The organism is Nisaea acidiphila, assembly GCF_024662015.1.
Classification (GTDB): domain Bacteria; phylum Pseudomonadota; class Alphaproteobacteria; order Thalassobaculales; family Thalassobaculaceae; genus Nisaea; species Nisaea acidiphila.
This window is the reverse complement of sequence record NZ_CP102480.1, coordinates 603,907-620,708: the sequence shown is the minus strand read 5'-3', so window position 1 is coordinate 620,708 and position 16,802 is coordinate 603,907. Positions and strand designations below refer to the sequence as shown.

19 protein-coding genes are annotated in these 16,802 nt (G+C 62.3%); 12 read left to right on the top strand and 7 right to left on the bottom strand.

Annotated features, from left to right (window positions below; translation table 11 throughout):
* Positions 1-21: 21 nt before the first annotated feature.
* The 3 genes from ureE to ureG are packed head-to-tail and all read left to right on the top strand — an operon-like array spanning position 22 to position 1,854.
* Complete coding sequence (gene ureE, locus NUH88_RS03030; RefSeq protein WP_257769890.1) at positions 22-543, top strand: urease accessory protein UreE; 522 nt, start codon at positions 22-24, stop codon at positions 541-543.
* Complete coding sequence (locus tag NUH88_RS03025; protein WP_257769889.1) at positions 494-1,216, top strand: urease accessory protein UreF; 723 nt, start codon at positions 494-496, stop codon at positions 1,214-1,216. The genes ureE and NUH88_RS03025 overlap by 50 nt, the downstream gene beginning before the upstream one ends.
* 11 nt (positions 1,217-1,227) lie before the next feature.
* Positions 1,228-1,854: an urease accessory protein UreG gene (ureG, locus tag NUH88_RS03020; protein ID WP_257769887.1), complete on the top strand. Its 627-nt coding sequence runs from the start codon at positions 1,228-1,230 to the stop codon at positions 1,852-1,854.
* Positions 1,855-1,953: 99 nt separating this feature from the next.
* Here the strand turns inward: ureG and NUH88_RS03015 are convergent, their stop codons facing one another.
* Entirely contained in the window at positions 1,954-3,474 is a 1,521-nt protein-coding gene (locus tag NUH88_RS03015) for a BCCT family transporter (protein WP_257769885.1), read from the bottom strand.
* Between the two features lie 194 nt (positions 3,475-3,668).
* Between NUH88_RS03015 and NUH88_RS03010 the strand changes: the two genes are divergently transcribed.
* Together NUH88_RS03010 and NUH88_RS03005 are read left to right on the top strand one after the other, a co-directional pair.
* Entirely contained in the window at positions 3,669-4,652 is a 984-nt protein-coding gene (locus NUH88_RS03010; protein ID WP_257769883.1) for a glucosaminidase domain-containing protein, read from the top strand.
* 116 nt (positions 4,653-4,768) lie between these two features.
* Positions 4,769-5,233 (top strand): hypothetical protein, encoded by a 465-nt coding sequence (locus NUH88_RS03005; RefSeq protein WP_257769881.1) that lies wholly within the window; start codon positions 4,769-4,771, stop codon positions 5,231-5,233.
* Between the two features lie 41 nt (positions 5,234-5,274).
* Here NUH88_RS03005 and NUH88_RS03000 read toward each other — a convergent pair whose 3' ends face one another.
* Both NUH88_RS03000 and NUH88_RS02995 read right to left on the bottom strand, forming a co-directional pair.
* Positions 5,275-5,928 (bottom strand): GntR family transcriptional regulator, encoded by a 654-nt coding sequence (locus tag NUH88_RS03000; protein ID WP_257769880.1) that lies wholly within the window; start codon positions 5,926-5,928, stop codon positions 5,275-5,277.
* Positions 5,925-7,019 (bottom strand): isocitrate/isopropylmalate dehydrogenase family protein, encoded by a 1,095-nt coding sequence (locus NUH88_RS02995; protein WP_257769879.1) that lies wholly within the window; start codon positions 7,017-7,019, stop codon positions 5,925-5,927. Before NUH88_RS02995 ends, NUH88_RS03000 begins: the two co-directional genes overlap by 4 nt.
* 197 nt (positions 7,020-7,216) lie before the next feature.
* Between NUH88_RS02995 and NUH88_RS02990 the strand changes: the two genes are divergently transcribed.
* The 3 genes from NUH88_RS02990 (at position 7,217) to NUH88_RS02980 (ending at position 9,600) form a co-directional block, all read left to right on the top strand.
* A complete protein-coding gene (locus tag NUH88_RS02990) occupies positions 7,217-8,059 on the top strand; it encodes an alpha/beta fold hydrolase (protein WP_257769878.1) in 843 nt (280 codons plus the stop codon).
* Position 8,060: 1 nt separating this feature from the next.
* The gene (locus tag NUH88_RS02985) at positions 8,061-8,957 is read left to right on the top strand and encodes an alpha/beta fold hydrolase (RefSeq protein WP_257769877.1); all 897 of its coding nucleotides are present in this window, start codon (positions 8,061-8,063) and stop codon (positions 8,955-8,957) included.
* Positions 8,958-9,045: 88 nt separating this feature from the next.
* Positions 9,046-9,600 carry a PAS domain-containing protein gene (locus NUH88_RS02980; RefSeq protein ID WP_257769876.1) on the top strand — a complete coding sequence of 185 codons (555 nt, stop codon included), beginning with the start codon at positions 9,046-9,048 and terminating at the stop codon, positions 9,598-9,600.
* A 7-nt stretch (positions 9,601-9,607) separates the two neighbouring features.
* Here NUH88_RS02980 and NUH88_RS02975 read toward each other — a convergent pair whose 3' ends face one another.
* Both NUH88_RS02975 and NUH88_RS02970 read right to left on the bottom strand, forming a co-directional pair.
* Positions 9,608-10,036 carry a PaaI family thioesterase gene (locus NUH88_RS02975; protein WP_257769875.1) on the bottom strand — a complete coding sequence of 143 codons (429 nt, stop codon included), beginning with the start codon at positions 10,034-10,036 and terminating at the stop codon, positions 9,608-9,610.
* 22 nt (positions 10,037-10,058) lie between these two features.
* Positions 10,059-10,844, bottom strand: a complete 786-nt coding sequence (locus NUH88_RS02970) for an enoyl-CoA hydratase (RefSeq protein ID WP_257769874.1) — start codon at positions 10,842-10,844, stop codon at positions 10,059-10,061.
* A 126-nt stretch (positions 10,845-10,970) separates the two neighbouring features.
* On the opposite strand from NUH88_RS02970, the gene NUH88_RS02965 reads away from it, so the two are divergent.
* Together NUH88_RS02965 and NUH88_RS02960 are read left to right on the top strand one after the other, a co-directional pair.
* Entirely contained in the window at positions 10,971-11,822 is an 852-nt protein-coding gene (locus NUH88_RS02965) for an amidohydrolase family protein (protein WP_257769873.1), read from the top strand.
* A gap of 320 nt (positions 11,823-12,142) precedes the next feature.
* Positions 12,143-12,418, top strand: a complete 276-nt coding sequence (locus NUH88_RS02960) for an HU family DNA-binding protein (protein WP_257769872.1) — start codon at positions 12,143-12,145, stop codon at positions 12,416-12,418.
* A 130-nt stretch (positions 12,419-12,548) separates the two neighbouring features.
* Here the strand turns inward: NUH88_RS02960 and NUH88_RS02955 are convergent, their stop codons facing one another.
* Together NUH88_RS02955 and NUH88_RS02950 are read right to left on the bottom strand one after the other, a co-directional pair.
* On the bottom strand, positions 12,549-13,373 hold the full coding sequence (locus tag NUH88_RS02955; RefSeq protein WP_257769871.1) for an ion transporter: 825 nt from the start codon (positions 13,371-13,373) through the stop codon (positions 12,549-12,551).
* Positions 13,374-13,450: 77 nt separating this feature from the next.
* Positions 13,451-14,038, bottom strand: a complete 588-nt coding sequence (locus NUH88_RS02950; protein WP_257769870.1) for a carboxymuconolactone decarboxylase family protein — start codon at positions 14,036-14,038, stop codon at positions 13,451-13,453.
* 268 nt (positions 14,039-14,306) lie between these two features.
* On the opposite strand from NUH88_RS02950, the gene NUH88_RS02945 reads away from it, so the two are divergent.
* Complete coding sequence (locus NUH88_RS02945) at positions 14,307-15,860, top strand: trimethylamine methyltransferase family protein (RefSeq protein WP_257769868.1); 1,554 nt, start codon at positions 14,307-14,309, stop codon at positions 15,858-15,860.
* A gap of 89 nt (positions 15,861-15,949) precedes the next feature.
* Positions 15,950-16,801, top strand: coding sequence for an alpha/beta fold hydrolase (locus tag NUH88_RS02940; protein WP_257769866.1), 852 nt, complete (start codon positions 15,950-15,952; stop codon positions 16,799-16,801).
* The last annotated feature ends 1 nt before the right edge of the window (position 16,802 follow it).

Genomic DNA, 16,802 nt, shown 5'->3' with positions numbered 1-16,802 from the left:
CGCATGGCGGAGGCTATGACTGTGACGAAGGACCTCGGACGCGCTGTTGCGCACGCGCCGGCGGGCAGTTGGAATGCGGCCGGCCAGGCGGATCAGGTGACGCTCGCCTTCGACGATCGTCACCGGCGCCGCATCCGGCTCGATACGGACGGCGGCAATGCGGTTCTGCTCGATCTGCCGCGTGCGGTGGCGCTCGCGGACGGAGACGGACTGGAGCTGGAAAGCGGTGGCTGGATTCGTGTTGCCGCGGCGCCGGAGGCGGTGATGGAGGTGAAGGCGTCGTCGCCGCATCACCTGCTGCGGCTCGCCTGGCATATCGGCAATCGGCATTTGCCGGCGCAGATTTCAGAAGGGGCGATCCTGCTGCGCCCGGATCATGTCATCGCCGACATGCTGCGCGGGCTCGGCGCGACGGTCACGGAGACGGTTTTACCGTTTCAACCGGAAGGCGGGGCCTACGATCACGGACATGCCCATTCACACGATCACGCGCATGACCACGACCATGACCACCGTCACGGCCATTCCCATCATCATGGCTGAGTGTGGAGGTATCCGCGCCGCGCTCCGCCTGCAGTCGTGGCTTTCCCCGTCCTTTCCGGTCGGGGCCTACAGCTACAGCCACGGGATAGAGGCGGCGATCGAGGCGGATCTGGTGCGCGACGCGGCGACGCTTGAGGACTGGATCGGAGGACTTCTCCAGTTTGGTACCGGACGGAACGACGCGATCCTGCTTTCTGCGGCCTGGCGCCATGCGGCGGAACGGGACGCGGCAGGACTGGCGGAACTCTCGCAACTCGCCCTGGCCCTGATTCCGACCGCGGAGCTCAGGCTGGAAGCGACCTCGCAGGGAGCAGCCTTCCTGAAGACAGTGTGCGCGGCCTGGCCGGAGTTCGAGGCCCTGGCTTTGCCGCCGGCCCCGCCGCTGGCCGTGGCCTATGGTGCCGTTACCGCCGCCTCGGGCATTGGGCTCGAACTCGCGGGGCCGCTGTTTCTGCAGGCCTTCGTGCATAATCTTGTCTCGGCAGCGGTGCGCGCCGTTCCTCTCGGCCAGACGGACGGGCAGAAGGTGATCGCCGCGCTCGAAAGCGGTGTCGAGACCGTCTGGCGTGACAGCCGGGGGCTCGGAGTTGAGGATATCGGCAGCGCCGCGCTGATGGCGGAGTGGAGTTCACTGCAGCACGAGGCCATGGACGGCCGGCTGTTCAGATCGTGAAGGAGGAAAAGATGACGACGGGACCGCTTCGGGTCGGGATCGGCGGGCCGGTGGGCTCCGGCAAGACGGCGCTCTGTGAGATGCTCTGCCGGGAGATGAGCCGGGACACGGACATGTTCGTGATCACCAACGATATCTACACTAAGGAGGATCAGAAGATCCTGACCCGCACCGGCGCGATCGCGGCGGAGAGGATCATGGGGGTGGAGACCGGCGGCTGCCCGCACACCGCGATCCGCGAGGACGCCTCGATCAACCTTGCGGCCATCGACACGATGGGGACGTCCTTCCCGACGGCGGAGCTGGCGCTGATCGAATCCGGCGGGGACAATCTCGCGGCCACATTCAGCCCGGAACTGGCGGACCTGACGATCTACGTCATTGACGTTGCGGCCGGCGAAAAGATCCCGCGCAAGGGCGGCCCCGGTATCACCCGCTCCGACCTTCTGGTGATCAACAAGACCGATCTCGCACCGCTGGTTGGCGCCGATCTCGGCGTCATGGCGGAGGATACCAAGCGTCAGCGCGGCGATCGCCCTTTCGTCTTCACGCAGCTGAAGAACGGCCGGGGCGTTGCCGAAATCGCCGCTTTCATTCGCGAGAAGGGCGGCCTGCAGAGCAAGCCGAGCGCAGCCTGAGTCAATCCTCTTTCTCCTTGCGGAGATAGAGATAGATCAGTGCACCTATGAAGGCGAAGGTCGTCACGTTTCCGAGCATGTCGAAGAAATGGAAAATGCTCATTTCGGGCGCTCCGCTTTCAGGGCTTTCAGGAAGCAGACAAGCAGCAGCAGGACGATAAAGACGAAAGGTATGGCGCCGAGCGCGATGATCGATTTCACGGCGTCGATGCTGCCGGAAAGGATCATTACCAGCCCGAGCGCGCCGAGGACGACGCCCCAGGCCAATTTCACTTTTCGGCTCGGATTGAGGTCGCCGCCGCTGGAGAACATGCCGAGGACGAAGGCCGCGCTCACCACGCTGGTCACTATGAACAGAAAGGCCGCCACGATGGTTGCGATGCTTGTCAACGTGGAGAGCGGCAGGTTCTGCAGCAGAAAGAAGCTGGTATAGGCGGGATCTTTCTCCGTCACCGCGAGGATCCCGGTTGGGCGAAGCAGGATGTCGTAAAAGCCGGCGGCGCCGAAGGTGCCGAACCAGGCCATGGAGAACCCGGTCGGGGCCAAAATCACACCGATCACGAATTCCCGGATCGTCCGGCCCCGGGAGATGCGGGCGACAAAGACTCCGACGAAGGGGGCCCAAGCCAGCCACCAGACCATGTAGGTCAGCGTCCAGGATTGAAACCAGCCGCCGATCCGCTCGTCGAAAAACGTATAGGTTTCGAAACCGTGCTGTAGGACGCCGCCGAAATAGGCCCCGATCTGCTCCACGATGGCGTTCATGATGTAGTGGGTCGGACCGGCGAGCAGAACGAAGATCATCAATCCGCCGGCGATGAGCATCGCTGTTTCCGACATCAGAGACATGCCGCGGTCGAGAGGGACGAGCAGTGGAAGGACATAGACGGCGCAGAGAACGGCGAAGACAGGCAGGGCAAGCGCAAGGCCGGCGGGTTCCATGCCGAGAATGCTCTCGATGCCGCTCTGGACCTGGAAGACTCCCATGGCGACGGAGCCGCCGAGACCGATGGCGATCGCGACGATCGCGAGGACATCGCAGAGCCAGCCCGCCGCCGCGGTCCAGCGCCGGTGTCCGAAGACGACCTCGATCGGTTTGCTCAGCAGCATCGGATAGCCGCGCCGGAAGCTGAAGTATGCGATGATCAGACCGAGGATGGCGTAGATCGCCCAGGCATGCAGGCCCCAATGGAAATTCGTGATGAAGAGCGCGCGGCTCGCCGCCAGGCCCTTGTCCATATATTCGATGCCGAGGAGATAGTGCGTGATCGGCTCGGCCGATCCCCAATAGAGCAGGCCGACGCCCATGCCCGCCGCGAACAGCATGGAGAGCCAGCCCGGGGTCGAGAATTCAGGTTTGTCGTCGTCCCTGCCAAGGACGATCGTGCCGTACGGGGAAAGCGCGAGCGCGATTGCCGCGATCAGTAAAGCGCTGACGGTCAGCATCACGAACCAGCCGCGGCTGGTGAAATAGAAACCGACCACGCGCTGAGCCAGATCCGCGAGACCTTGTGTGTCGGCGATGCCCCAGATCGCGGTCCCGCCCGTGACGACAAGTGCTACGACCAGCTTGATGTTGAGCTTCCCGGTCGTCGTCGTGTCCGCCGTATCGCCGCTCATCTTCGCTCCCGCACGAGGATCCGCAATCGGCATCATGCTATGCTGTATTCGGCATCGGGGCCATGTCTTAGGGGATATCCTTTTCCGGCCTTAGTTTCGGCGTAATCCACACTATCTTTGGCCATTGAACCGGACTGTCGGGCTCTGTCCGAAAGGCTTTCCGGAAATGCTCGCCCAACGGATGGGGTTTCAGAATGGGTCGTTTCGTGTTGGCCTTTGCCGCCGCGCTTGTCGTGCTTGTCATTTGCAATGCGTTCAACCGCACGGCACCGATCATGGAGCCGGTCGACAATTTGGCATCGCGATATGATGGCCGGTCGGTCGAGCGGGTCGAATTTGTCGCATTCGATGAGCTGGCGCCATTGACCCGGGAGTTGAATTACACGCCCGAGACTTGGCTTGCCGGGCAGATTGACGTTCCCCGCCTGGTGCTGCTTCGAGTACCCGAGCGGTTTGGTGAAGTGACCGTGAACGAGATCACGGTCGAGCGGAAAAAGCGGATGTTCTTCCGCATGGTCTTGCCACTCGTGCTCATCGCGAATGAAGAAGTGGCGTCGGAACGCGCTGAGTTTCTGAGTCTGAGAGATCGCATTCGCGAGTCTCGAATTCCGCACGCCGATGATTTGAAAGAGTTGCATCGTTTTGCACAGAGATACGGTGTGCCGGTGGGAGGGGACGTGATTTCGGTCACCAAGATCCTGAACGCGCTGGAGCGCCGGATCGATATCGTTCCTCCGTCGCTCGCGCTCGCTCAGGCGGCGACGGAGAGCGCCTGGGGAACCTCCCGCTTTGCCATCGAAGGCAATGCCCTGTTCGGTCAATGGACTTTCGGCCGGAAGGGAATGGTGCCCGAGGAGCAGAGGGCGGAGAAAGGGGATCACAAGGTTGCTGCATTCCGCACGCCTCTTAACTCGGTGCGGAGCTATCTGAAAAATCTCAATACACACCGGGCCTATTCAGAGTTTCGCGAGACGCGTGCGGCGTTGCGGCGGCAGGGTGCGAATCCGTCCGGCAAGACCCTCGCGGTGGCCCTTTCGCGCTACTCGGAGCGCGGTGCCGAGTATGTGAAGGAGATCCTCGAGATCATCGGCGCAAACGGTCTCTCCATACTTGATCGAAGCAAGCTCCTCGAAGGCACCGTCTATGAATTGCTCCCTGTCTGGCGTGGGGAGAGCTAAGCGTTTGAGAGAACCATTTTCCCGATGTGTTCTTTCAGGGGCGTCTAAGTCGGTTTGATCCGCTACCATAGGGTGCGGTCCGATCGAGGGTCGCGCTTGGGAAATGGAGCATCGCGATGACCGATAGAGAGTTCAACGTTCCCAAACCCGGCGAAGGACGTACGGCGAGCCAAGTGCGCGAGGAGATGGCGGAACACGCGCTTCGGGAAGCCCGGGCCAAAGCCGAAAAGGAGCGTGCCCTCGATGCCGAAAAGCGTAAGGAATATGAAGACTTCATGCGGCGGCATTTCACGGAAGAGGATCGTCTTCATTACAACCGGTTGGCTCAGAAAGCCGTCGATGCGGGTCTCTACGAGCTTGAGCTCGTCCGGTTTCCGGCCAGTTACCTGGAAGATCATGGCCGGCGCATAAATAACGGCGAGTCCGATTGGCGCGAGCATCTCTGCGGCTATGCGAAGAGCCTGAGCGATGCGTTCGAGCTGCTGAACGAAGGCCGCGGATTCCGTCTGATTGCGCGTGTCCTCGGATATCCCGGCGGAATGATCGGCGATATCGGGCTCTATATCAGTTGGGAAAGCTAGGAGCGGGTGGTCCCGGGGGCGGCTTCCGCTCTGATGGTGAGTTACAGATTGTCGAGATGGTGGCGGGACAGGAGCTCGGTGAGCATGTTTCCCGCAGCCTGCCGGTGTCTGAAATGCACTTCCCGGGCGCCGGCGGGATCGCGCTTGAGCAGACAGTACAACAGGGCACGATGGTCTTCGGTCGATTGTTGCGGGCGTGGACGCATGGTCAATGTGGCCATTCGGGCGCGGTGGACCTGCGTCCTGTAACGGCTGGTCGCCTCGATCAGGCGTGAGTTGCCCGAAGCTTCGACGAGCAGGGCGTGAAAAGCGTCGTCAGCCTCCGCCCAAGCGACAAGGTCGCCGTCTTCGAGAGCCTTTTCCATCCGCGCGGTCTCGTTTTCCATGGCCTCGGCCTCGGCTTCGGTGAGCCCGCGTTTGGCTGCGAGTTCCGCGGCGAGTGGTTCCAGCGCACTCAGTAATTGATAGATTTCCGCCATATCCTCCGCGGAGACCGGCAACACCTGAATACCGCGCCTCGGTCGAACCGTTACGAGCCCCTCGCGCTCGAGCCGGAGCCCGGCCTCGCGCACCGGGGTCCGGCTGACGCCGATGCATTCGGCGAGCTCGGTTTCCAGATAGGAGGCGGACGGCTTCAGGCGGCCGTCGAGGATCATCTCCTTCATGGCGCGGTAGGCTTTGGCTCCGGCGGTCATGCGGCGGTCCGGCGCAGGACTGCGTTCGACAGTTCCTCTGTGCCGGCAGTGCCGCCGAGGTCGCGGGTGAGCAATGAGCCTTCGTCCAGCATCGCGGCGACCGCGGCGTCGATCATCTGAGCGCCTTCGGCAAGCGCGGGGTCCTCGTGCTCCCCGGCAAGCCAGTCGAGCATCATGGATGCGGAAAGGAACATGGCGAGCGGATTGGCGAGACCTTTGCCCGCGATGTCTGGTGCGCTGCCGTGGCATGGCTGGAAGACCGCATGGCTGTCGCCGATATCCGCCGAGGGGGCGAGACCGAGTGTCCCCATGATCCCGGCGCCGAGGTCGGAAAGGATATCGCCGAACATGTTTTCCGTGACCACAACGTCGAACTCCCAGGGCCGTTGCACCATCCACATGGCGAAAGCGTCGACATAGGCGCAGTCGGCTGAGATGTTCTGGAAGGCCTTTGCCCGCTCCTCGAAGATCGAACGGAAAAACCAGAAGGCCCGGAACACATTGGCCTTGTCGACGCAGGTGACCCTGCCCGGACGACCGAGTTTCTCCGCCCGCCGCGCGGCGAGACGGAAAGCAAAATCGAACAGCTTCTCGCTGGTCCCGCGGGTGATTCGGAGTGTCTCGGTCGCGTATTCGTTATCCACGACCTGACCCTCGTGCATGTGGGCGAAAAGCCCCTCGGTGGACTCGCGGATGAGCACGAAGTCGGTATTGAAGATTCGTTTGTCGGCGAGGGGCGTGGGCTGACCGGGGAATAGTTTCACCGGACGGACGCCTGCATAGAGCCCCAAGGCGAAGCGGATATCTATCTGCGGAGTGATCTCGGTCCCGTCCTCCTTTCGAATGTCGGGAAGGCCCATGGCAGATAGCAGGATGGCGTCCGCATCGCGTGCGGCGGCGATGGAATCCGCCGGCAGCGCCTCTCCGGTCCGAGCGAAATGCTGCGCTCCGGCGGGCAGAGATTCAAATTCGAGCTTGCGCCCGATCCGTTTAGACACATCTTCTAGGAGCTGGCGCGTCGGCGCCATGATCTCCGGGCCAATTCCGTCCCCGTCGAACAGCGCGATACGATAGACGCGGTTGCTTTTCATCTGAGCCTCATTTCATCGGCATCAATTAACGTATGCATTAATGCATGCATTATTTTCAGTGTAGGCGTTCGCGGCAAGCGTCGTTGCGGCAGCAGTCCGTTCGTGCATATGGCATCAATCACTCTTGCGCCTCCGGCGGTTGAACCCGGACCCGGGCCATGCTCCCATTTTGCCCAACTGTGGCGTGGACGGGACAGATGACCGGCAAACTGAATGAGAGGGCCGCTCTTTGGTCCGGCGGGGAGCGCAGCGGGCGGATTTCGGCCGGCGGCCGTGAACTCGAAGCCATTGCGCATGGACCCGCGCCGGGGAGCGGACCAACCCTGATTCTGCTGCATGAAGGCCTCGGCTGCGTGGCGCTCTGGAGAGGCTTTCCTGAAGCGCTTTCCACTGCGACCGGATGCGGGGTGTTTGCCTATTCGCGCGCCGGGTACGGAGCGTCGGAGCCCTGCGACTTGCCGAGGCCGCTGAACTATATGACACGGGAAGCGGTCGATGTGCTGCCGGAGGTGCTCGCGGCGTCGGGTGCGAACGAGATCGTTCTGATCGGACATAGCGACGGAGCTTCGATCGCCGCACTCCATTGCGGGATAGTGCGCGATCCGCGCGTGCGGGGGCTCGTTCTCATGGCGCCGCATTTCTTTACCGAGGAGATGGGGCTCAAATCGATCGCGGAGGCACGCACGGCCTATGCCGAGACGGATCTGCGGGGGCGACTTGCCAAATATCACCACAATGTCGATGCCGCCTTCCGTGGCTGGAACGATGCCTGGCTCGACCCGGGCTTCGAATCCTGGGACATCCGTTCCTGTCTCGACCGGATCGAGGTTCCGATTCTTTGTTTGCAGGGAGCGGAGGATCAGTACGGAACCGAGGCGCAGGTTCGGATTGTCGCGGATCGTGTCGAAGGACTGGTCGAGACGGTTCTAATCCCCGACTGCCGGCATGCGCCGCACCTGGAAGCGCCGGAGATCACGGTTCGAAAGATCGCAGGATTTATCGCCGCACTCGCGCGCGATGGCGGGAAAGACGGAGAATAGAATGCTTGAAGGCTTCAAGACGCAAACGATCACGGTAGCGGATACGGAGATTTTCGTCCGCACGGCGGGAACCGGTTATCCGGTGCTCCTTATTCACGGTTTCCCGCAGACCGGGGCCTGTTGGCACAGGATCGCACCGACGCTCGCCGAACGCTTCAGCGTCGTTGTGCCGGATCTGCGCGGCTATGGCGCCAGCGGAAAACCCGCCCCGTCCCACGACCACGCTCCCCACAGCAAGCGGGCGATGGCGCGGGACCTGGTCGAGGTGATGGCTGCGCTCGGTCACGAGCGGTTCGCGGTCGTCGGTCACGACCGTGGCGCACGGGTCGGTTTCCGCCTGACGATGGATCACCCGGAGCGGGTATCCCGGTTCTGCTCGCTCGACGTAATTCCGACGCTCGAGATGTGGGAGAAGCTCGATCTTGCCGGCGCCGTCGGTGGGTTCCACTGGTCCTTCCTTGCGCAGCCGGCGCCAGTACCGGAAACGCTGATCGGCGCCGATCCGGATTTCTTCTACGGCTATCTGATGCGCAAATGGGCGGCGCCGGAGTTCCTGTTCGATCCGCATGCGATGGGGGCCTATCTCGAAGCCATGCGGGACCCGGCTGTGATCGCGGGGACCTGCGAGGATTACAGGGCTGGCGCGGGGATAGACGTTGCGCATGACAGGGACGACCGGGAGGCCGGACGGAAGCTTGCCTGCCCATTGCTCTTTCTTTATGGAGGCGTCCGCGGTTTCGGTGGTCCCGGCGGCCCGGCCGATCCTCTCGACACGTGGCGGAACTGGTGTGACGGGGAGGTCACCGGCGGTGCGGTTCCCTGCGGGCATTTCCTTCCGGAAGAAGCGCCGGGCACGGTGCTTGAGCAGTTGCTGCCGTTTCTGATGGACGACACGTGACGGCATAATGTATGTCGTATGGTGATATTCAAGCGGTCAAGGCGCTGGTTTTGTTGGCGAAAATCTGCAGCGAGCGGAAAGGAACTGCATGGATTCCGTGATAGCGGAAGATCGGAAGGGAGCACCGGGCAAGGTCTCGGACTTTCTGGAGGAACCGCAGTCTCTGGAGCTGTTCGACTATTGGTGCAGCAAACGCGCTGGCCGCGTCTTGCCGAGCCGTCAGGATATCGACCCAAGCGAGATCAGGTCATTGCTCACGAAGATCTATCTGGTCGATTTCGAAGAGCCGGATGTCTTTCGCTATCGTCTTGCGGGAACCGAGATCGCGGAGACCTTCGGGCACGGCAATCTCAAGGGCCAGACGTTGGGGGATCTGCTCTCGGAACAGGGACGGAAGTTCGTGACCGGCCGCTGGCGACCTGTCGTGAAGCAGGAGCTCGTCGTTTGCATGAAAGGCCAAGTCTACAATTCCGTGAACCGCTTCGCTTTCGGCGAGCGGATCCTTCTGCCGCTTGCCGACAGGGACGGCGGGCCTGCCACGGGATTGCTCGGTATGACCTTTTCAAGGTGGGTCGACCGGATCGGCCCCGTGGAGCGCCGGAACTCGGACATGGCAACTTTTCGGGCGGCCGATATTCCCTAGCCGGGAACTAACCGGCGGAGGGCAGCTTCCATGTCGACGTTGCGACAGCCGCAAGCTTGCCGTTCTCGTCGAAAAGCCGGGACTCAAGAAAGCAGAGCGAGCGTCCGCGCCGGAGCACACGGCCTTCGCAACAGGCCGTTCCGGAGGTGAGGGGGCGCAGATACTGCACCTTCATCTCCAGAGTCGCGCCACCCGTCCCGGTCATGTGTTTCAGGAGATGTCCCATGGAAATATCCATAACGGTCGCGATCGCGCCGCCGTGGAGACTGCCCTGGGGATTGAAGAGGAATTCCTCGACGGGAAACCGGACTCTGCAAAGTTCCTCCTCATACTCGAAGCCGAGGTCGAGCAGGCGGGCGAGGAAAAAGGTCTCGAATTCCTGCCGATAATCGGCAAGCGCGCTTTCAAAGCGGGCCCGGGCGCGGGTCTCGTCCATAATTTACCTGTTGGGAAAGTTGTTACTTGCCGGTGAAGTTCGGCTTGCGCTTTTCCATGAAGGCCCGGCGGCCTTCGATGTAATCCTCGCTCGCGAAGCAATCGGTGACGAGCTGCGCGCACATTTCGAGATCGCGCGCGCTTTCGTCCTTCATCACCTCGTTGACGATCGCCTTGACCGAATTGACGGTCAGCGGCGCATTGCCGGCGATGGTTTCCGCATACTCGGTGCAATAGGACTCGACCTCGGCGTCGGGAACGACGCGATTTGCAAGGCCCATGTCATAGGCCTCCGAGGAACTGAATCGCCGCGCGGTATAGAAGATTTCCTTGGCGAAGCTCGGGCCGACCACGCCGGTCAGCCGCCGCAGTCCCTCATAGGGATAGCCGAGGCCTAGTTTGGCGGCGGGGACCGCAAACTGGGAGCCTTCCCCGCAGATGCGCAGGTCGCAGCAAACCGCGAGTGCCACGCCGCCACCGACGCAGAATCCGTTGATCTGCGCGATCACTGGCTTCGGGAAGCCGGCGACCTTGTCATAGACCCGCTTGGTCGTCGCATTGTAATGCGCCACGCCCTCGGCGCTGGCCCGTTCGGATTCGAATTTCGAGATATCGGCGCCAGAGACGAAAGCCTTGCCGCCCGCGCCGGAGAGGATCAGCACGCGAACGCTGTCGTCCTCTTTATAAGTGTCGAGGGCCTGTTCGACGGCTTCCCACATTTCCAGAGACACCGCATTGCGCTTTTCCGGCTGATTGAAGACGATGCGGGCGATGTTCCCGTCCTGGCTGGTCAGGATCTTGTCGGTCATGTGGGGGCTCCGGGGCATTTCATATTCCGATGGCCGCAGACAATATGGTGAAAAGCCGGACGCGATAATCGCCAATTTCACCCTGCGGTGTTCGGGTTCGGGAAATCTCGAAAGGATTGTGGGAAGATGACGCTGGCGGCCGCAATCGATTGCCACATGCATATTTTCGGCTCGGCGGAAGCCTATCCTTTCGATCCAGAGCGGCGCTATGCGCCCGCCCCGGCCGAGGCCGAACGCTATTGGACAAGTCTCGCGGGAACGCCTGTCTGTCGCGCGGTGATCGTGCAGCCAAGTGTTTACGGTACCGACAATTCCTGCCTGCTCGATGCGCTCGCGAGTATGTCGGGAAGAGCCAGGGGAGTTGCCGTCCTCCAGCCGGAAGACCTGGATGATGCGGTGCTCGCAGGCTTGCACGCCTCCGGCGTCAGGGGCCTGCGGCTGAATACCCTGTCCAACCCTACCGGAGGGCGGCCGCTTGAAGAAACATTGGTGGAGATCGACGCCGCGCTCGCCGGGAGCGGGTGGCACATTCAGGTGTTCTGCGCGCCGCGGGACTTCGATTTCCTGACGAAGCAGCAGCAAAACCTATCCGGCGCGCTCGTTTTGGATCATTTCGGATTTCTCCCGCCGGACTCGCGGGAATCCGAGAGGGCAGCTCTACTGAGGTTGGTCGGCGAGGGCGCCTGGATCAAGCTCTCGGGGACCGACCGGTTGACGCGCGGAAACGACGCGGCCTGGTTCGCCGACCTCGCGAACGAGATTGCGGAGGTGGCATCCGACAGAATTCTCTGGGGCAGCGACTGGCCGCACACGCCGCTGCATACGGACCCTCTTCCCGATCCGGCCGAATCCGTACCCTCACGCGATGTCGACACAGGCGGGTTGTTTCATGCGGCGAAAACCTGGTTTCCGGACGCTGGAATCGCCCGCAAATGCTTCCTGGAGAATCCCGCCTGGCTCTATGACTTTCCGATCTGATGGGATTATAGGCGAATTGCTTTGATCTTGATTCTACCGGAATCGGCGTCGGATGAGCTGCCGGAAAGCTCCAGAACACAGTTTTCATGAGGTTTTTTTGCTCTCGCGGCCTACAGCGAATGGATGATTTGGTGGCATGAAATTTAACGTCTATTTTCGTAACGCTTTGATTTAATGGGATAAAATTTTTGATGGCGAGGCTTGACTAAAAACTGCGGCGAAACTCGTGAGAAAACTCATATTTCCAAGCGATTCCGGGGCTTGCAGGCGGATTGAGAATCCCAGAGACTGCCGCCCATCCAATAACGGGAGATCAGTTCATGAATAAATCCGAACTCAGCGCGGCGGTCGCCTCCAAAACCGGCCTCACCCAGGCTCAGGCAGAAGCGGCGGTCAACGGTGTTATCGATGCGGTCACCGACACGCTGAAAAAGGGTGGCGATGTCCGCCTCGTCGGCTTCGGCACCTTCTCCGTCTCTGAGCGGGCTGCCACCACGGGCCGGAACCCGCGTACGGGCGAGACCATCAAGATCGCTGCTTCCAAGCAGGCGAAATTCAAGGCTGGTCAGGCCCTGAAGTCGGCCGTCAACGGCTGATCCTGATACTCGATCCGGGCGCGCGTTTGCCGCGCCCGGATCGTTTTCCAAGACCCGGATCGTTTTCCAAGATAAGAGTCCCGAGCCGCCCGCGAGGCGGTTTTTTTGTGCTCGCGCTTTGGACGCGAACCTAGCGGTCCTTCAGCTCCTGGATCTCGGTGCGGAGGGCTTTCAGCTCGTTCAGCAGTTCCATATGGTCGGCGTGCGTGAAGGTCTTCATTTCCTCCGTGGCGGTCTCCGACCGCTCGCGCGCCACGTCGTCGGCGATCGATTGCATGGAGTTCACGATGATAGCGATGAAGAGGTTCAGCATCGTGAAGGTCGCGACCAGAATGAACGGCACGAAGAACGCCCAGGCATAGGGGAAGACTTCCATCACCGGGCGGACGATCCCCATGGACCAGCTCTCCAGGGTCATGATCTGGAACAGGCTGTACATGCTGGCGCCGATATTGCCGAACCACTCGGGGAAAGCGCCGCCGTACAGCTTCGTCGCCATCACGGCAAAGACGTAATAGACCAGCAGCAGGAGCCCGGCGATCGAGCCGAGGCCGGGGAGGGAGCGCAGCAGGGCCTCCACCACCATGCGCATGCGCGGCACCATGGAGAGCAGGCGCAGCGCCCTTAGCACGCGCAGGGCGCGCAGAACGGAGAGGGCTCCGGTGCTGGGCACGAGGGCGATACCGACAACGATGGTATCGAACCAGTTCCAGGGCTGACGCACGAAGTCGCGGCCCTGGCCGATCATCTTCATCAGCAACTCGGCGCAGAAGCAGACCAGGAGGACACGGTCCACGACCCGCAGCAGCGGGCCCGCCATCTCCATGGCAACTGGCCAGGTCTCGAGCCCGAGGATGATTGCGTTCAGAACGATCAGGACTGTGACGAGATTGGAAAATCCGTTGCTGTCGACCAGATGGCGCAACCGCGCGCGAAGCCCCTGTCCGTTCTCCATGTCCGAAACACTCCCCATCCGGCCGCTATCTTATCTTGCGGGGCCTATTTAATGATCCGGCGGCCGGAGGAAAAGGGTCAGTCCTCGAAGGGCGGCGTCTCGCCGTCCGGCACGGCGACGCGGAACACGTTGAGATTGGCGGAGATCATCGCGTAATAGCCGGCGAGCGTGACGAGATCGGCCATGCCCTTGTCGCCTGTGTGGCGGTGCGCGGTCTCGTAGGTCTGGTCCGTGACGTCGCCGGTTTCCATCAGCTCGGCCACGAAGGCCCGGATGGCGGCGAGTTCCGGGTTTCCGTCCGGTCCTTCGCCGGCCTTTACCGCGGCGATCTCCTCCGGCGTCATGCCTTCTTTCAGGGCGATCTGCTCGTGTGCCCACCATTCATATTGCGAGCGCCAGTGCCGGGCGACGGTGAGGATCGCGGTCTCGCGGGCGGGACCCGAAAGCGAGCTCTCGAAGCGCAGTTTTACGCCGAGCTGCTGCGCCGCCTGTCCGGTTTCGGGAATGTGCAGCCAGGCATTGAACGGGCCGCGCAGGGTGCCGTCCGATTCCATCATGTCGATCCCGGGACCGGACTTGAACCGGACCCCTCCGGTGATGGCCTCGTAGAGGTCGGCCTGGGCCGGGGCGAGTTTCTCGGGAGTCATCTTGGGCAGACGGGGCATGGTGAATTCCTGATCGAAAATGCGGCGCGGGCGCGCGCGGAGGCGGGAAAGCGATGATACATGCCCGGACATCATTTTCCAGAAGCGGTTGACCGGGAATGCTTCCAGCGCGTCACGATTGTCGCCCCATCGGTCCGATAAAGACGATAGTCGGTCCGGTTTCGCGGGCGATACTTAAAGCGCTCCGGGTTTTCCCGGGAGGGGCGGCAGGGCAATGACCGCTCCGGGAACAGACGGCGGCGCGGCCGCCACGAGGCAGGAGAGAGCCATGCCAGGCCTGGAAGGCCGGTCCGGGCGCCGTTCCGGCGGCGGTCGCAGACGCGGTGCCAAAACCACGATCCTCGACCGCCAGAGACCGTTCGGCCGGATCGTCAATACGTTCCCTCCACTCAATCCGATGTCGCCGGATCAGCTCGGGAAGGTCCACGACATCTCGATGCGGATACTCGAGGAGATCGGCATCGAGGTGATGAGCGAGGCTGCCCGGCGGCATTTGAAAGCGGCGGGCGCCGAGACGGACGACGCCAGCGGGATCGTCCGCATGGACAGGGTGCTTGTGGAGGAACTGGCGGCGCACGCGCCGGAACGCTTCACCCTGACACCCTGGAACCCGGAGAAGGCCGTCGATATCGGCGGCAATGTGATCAATTTCGGCATGGTGTCCGGCCCACCCAACGTGCATGACGCGGTGCGCGGACGGCGTCCCGGGAATTTCGCCGATTATCAGGAGCTGATGAAGCTGGCGCAGAGCTTCAACGTCATCACCATGTTCGGCAATCAGACGCTGGCGCCGATCGACCTTCCGGCCAACACGCGCCACCTCGATACCTATCTCGCCAATCTGACCCTGACCGACAAGATGTTCTGCGGCATGTCCATCGGCAGCGGGCGGGTCCGCGACCTGATGGAGATGCAGGCGATCGCGCGCGGTCTGACGGTCGAGGATCTGGCCGCGAGCCCGTCGGCGATCACCAACATCAACGTCAACTCGCCGCGCAAGCTCGACAAGGAGATGTCGGATGCCGCGACGGCGCTGGCGGAGATGGGGCAGGCGGTGATCGTCACGCCCTTCACCCTGATGGGCGCGATGACGCCGGTAACGCTTCCGGCGGCACTGGCGCAACAGAATGCAGAGGCGCTGCTCACCATCGCGCTGATCCAGGCGGTCCGGCCCGGTGCGCCCGTGGTCTATGGATGCTTCACCTCGAACGTGGATATGCGGACTGGCGCGCCGGCTTTCGGCACGCCCGAAAACGCCTGGGCCAATCTCGCCGGCGGACAGCTCGCCCGGCGCTACGGATTGCCTTACCGCACCAGTTCCTGCAACGCCTCCAACGTGGCCGATGCGCAGGCGGTCTACGAGACGGAGATGGCGCTCTGGGGCGCGGTGATGGGGCACGGCAACATGATCTATCACGCCGCCGGCTGGCTCGAGGGCGGGCTCGTCGCCTCCTACGAGAAGCTGGTGATCGATGTCGAGATCCTGCAGAACATGGCCGCCTTCCTGGAGCCGGTGGATTTTTCAGACGCCGAATTCGCCCTCGACGCGATCCGCGAGACCGCGCCGGGCGGGCATTTCTTCGCCGCCGCGCACACCATGGACCGTTTCAAGACCGCCTTCTACGAACCGCTGGTGAGCGACTGGCAGAACCACGAGAACTGGGAGCTCGCCGGGGGGCGGGACGCCAGCAGCCGGGCGACGGAGATCTGGCAGCAGGTGCTGGAGCGATACGAGCCGCCGCCGCTGGATCCGGGACGGCGGGAGGCATTGGAAGCCTATGTTGCCCGGCGGAAGGCAGAAATCGGTTCGGGCGAGCCCTGAATGCGCACACCGGGGCATTGTCGCTTCCACGCGACGCGGCGGGAATGATAGAAACGATCCGAAATCCCATATTTCGGGAAGGTGAATTCATGTCTTCTCTCGCGAACGAGAATGTCCTGATCGGCGGGCAGCGAATTGCCTGCGCGTCCTTTGGCGCCGGCGAACCGGTGGTGCTCATCCACGGTACGCCGTCCTCCTCCTATATCTGGCGCAATGTGGCTCCGGTCCTCGTGCAGGCCGGATATCGGGTGCATATCTTCGATCTGCTCGGTTTCGGGGCCTCGGAGCGTCCGGCCGATCCGGCGGTCGATACCTCCGTCTCCGGTCAGGTTCCAATCCTTGAAAGCCTGATGGATGTGTGGGGGCTCGAAAGCGCGCACATCGTCGCTCACGATATCGGCGGCGGGGTGGCTCAGCGCTTCTGCATTTTCCATCCGGAGCGAGCGCGGACTCTGACACTGATCGACACTGTGAGTTTCGACAGCTGGCCTTCGAAGCGGACGAAGCAACAGATGCAGGCGGGATTGGATGCGCTGATCAAGGCGCCGGATGCCGAGCATCGCGCGCATTTCCGCGACTGGCTGCTCAGCACCGTCGTCAACAAGGATCGCTTTGCGGCGGATGCGCTTGAGATCTATGTCGAACTGATCTCCGGCCCGGTAGGGCAGGCGAGCCTCTTTCAGCACCAGGTCGCGCATTACGACCATCGGCATACGTCGGAGATCTCGGACCGGCTCGGCGAGCTCTCGAACCTGCCGGTGCAGATCCTCTGGGGCGAGCAGGACTCCTGGCAGGTCACCGACTGGGCCCACAAGCTGCACGCCGCGATCCTCGGCTCGGCCCTGCAACTACTGCCCGAGTGCGGTCATTTCGCAATGGAGGATCAGCCGGAGCGGATCAGTGAGCTGGTGATCGGTTTTGTCGGAGGCGATCGGGTTTGAC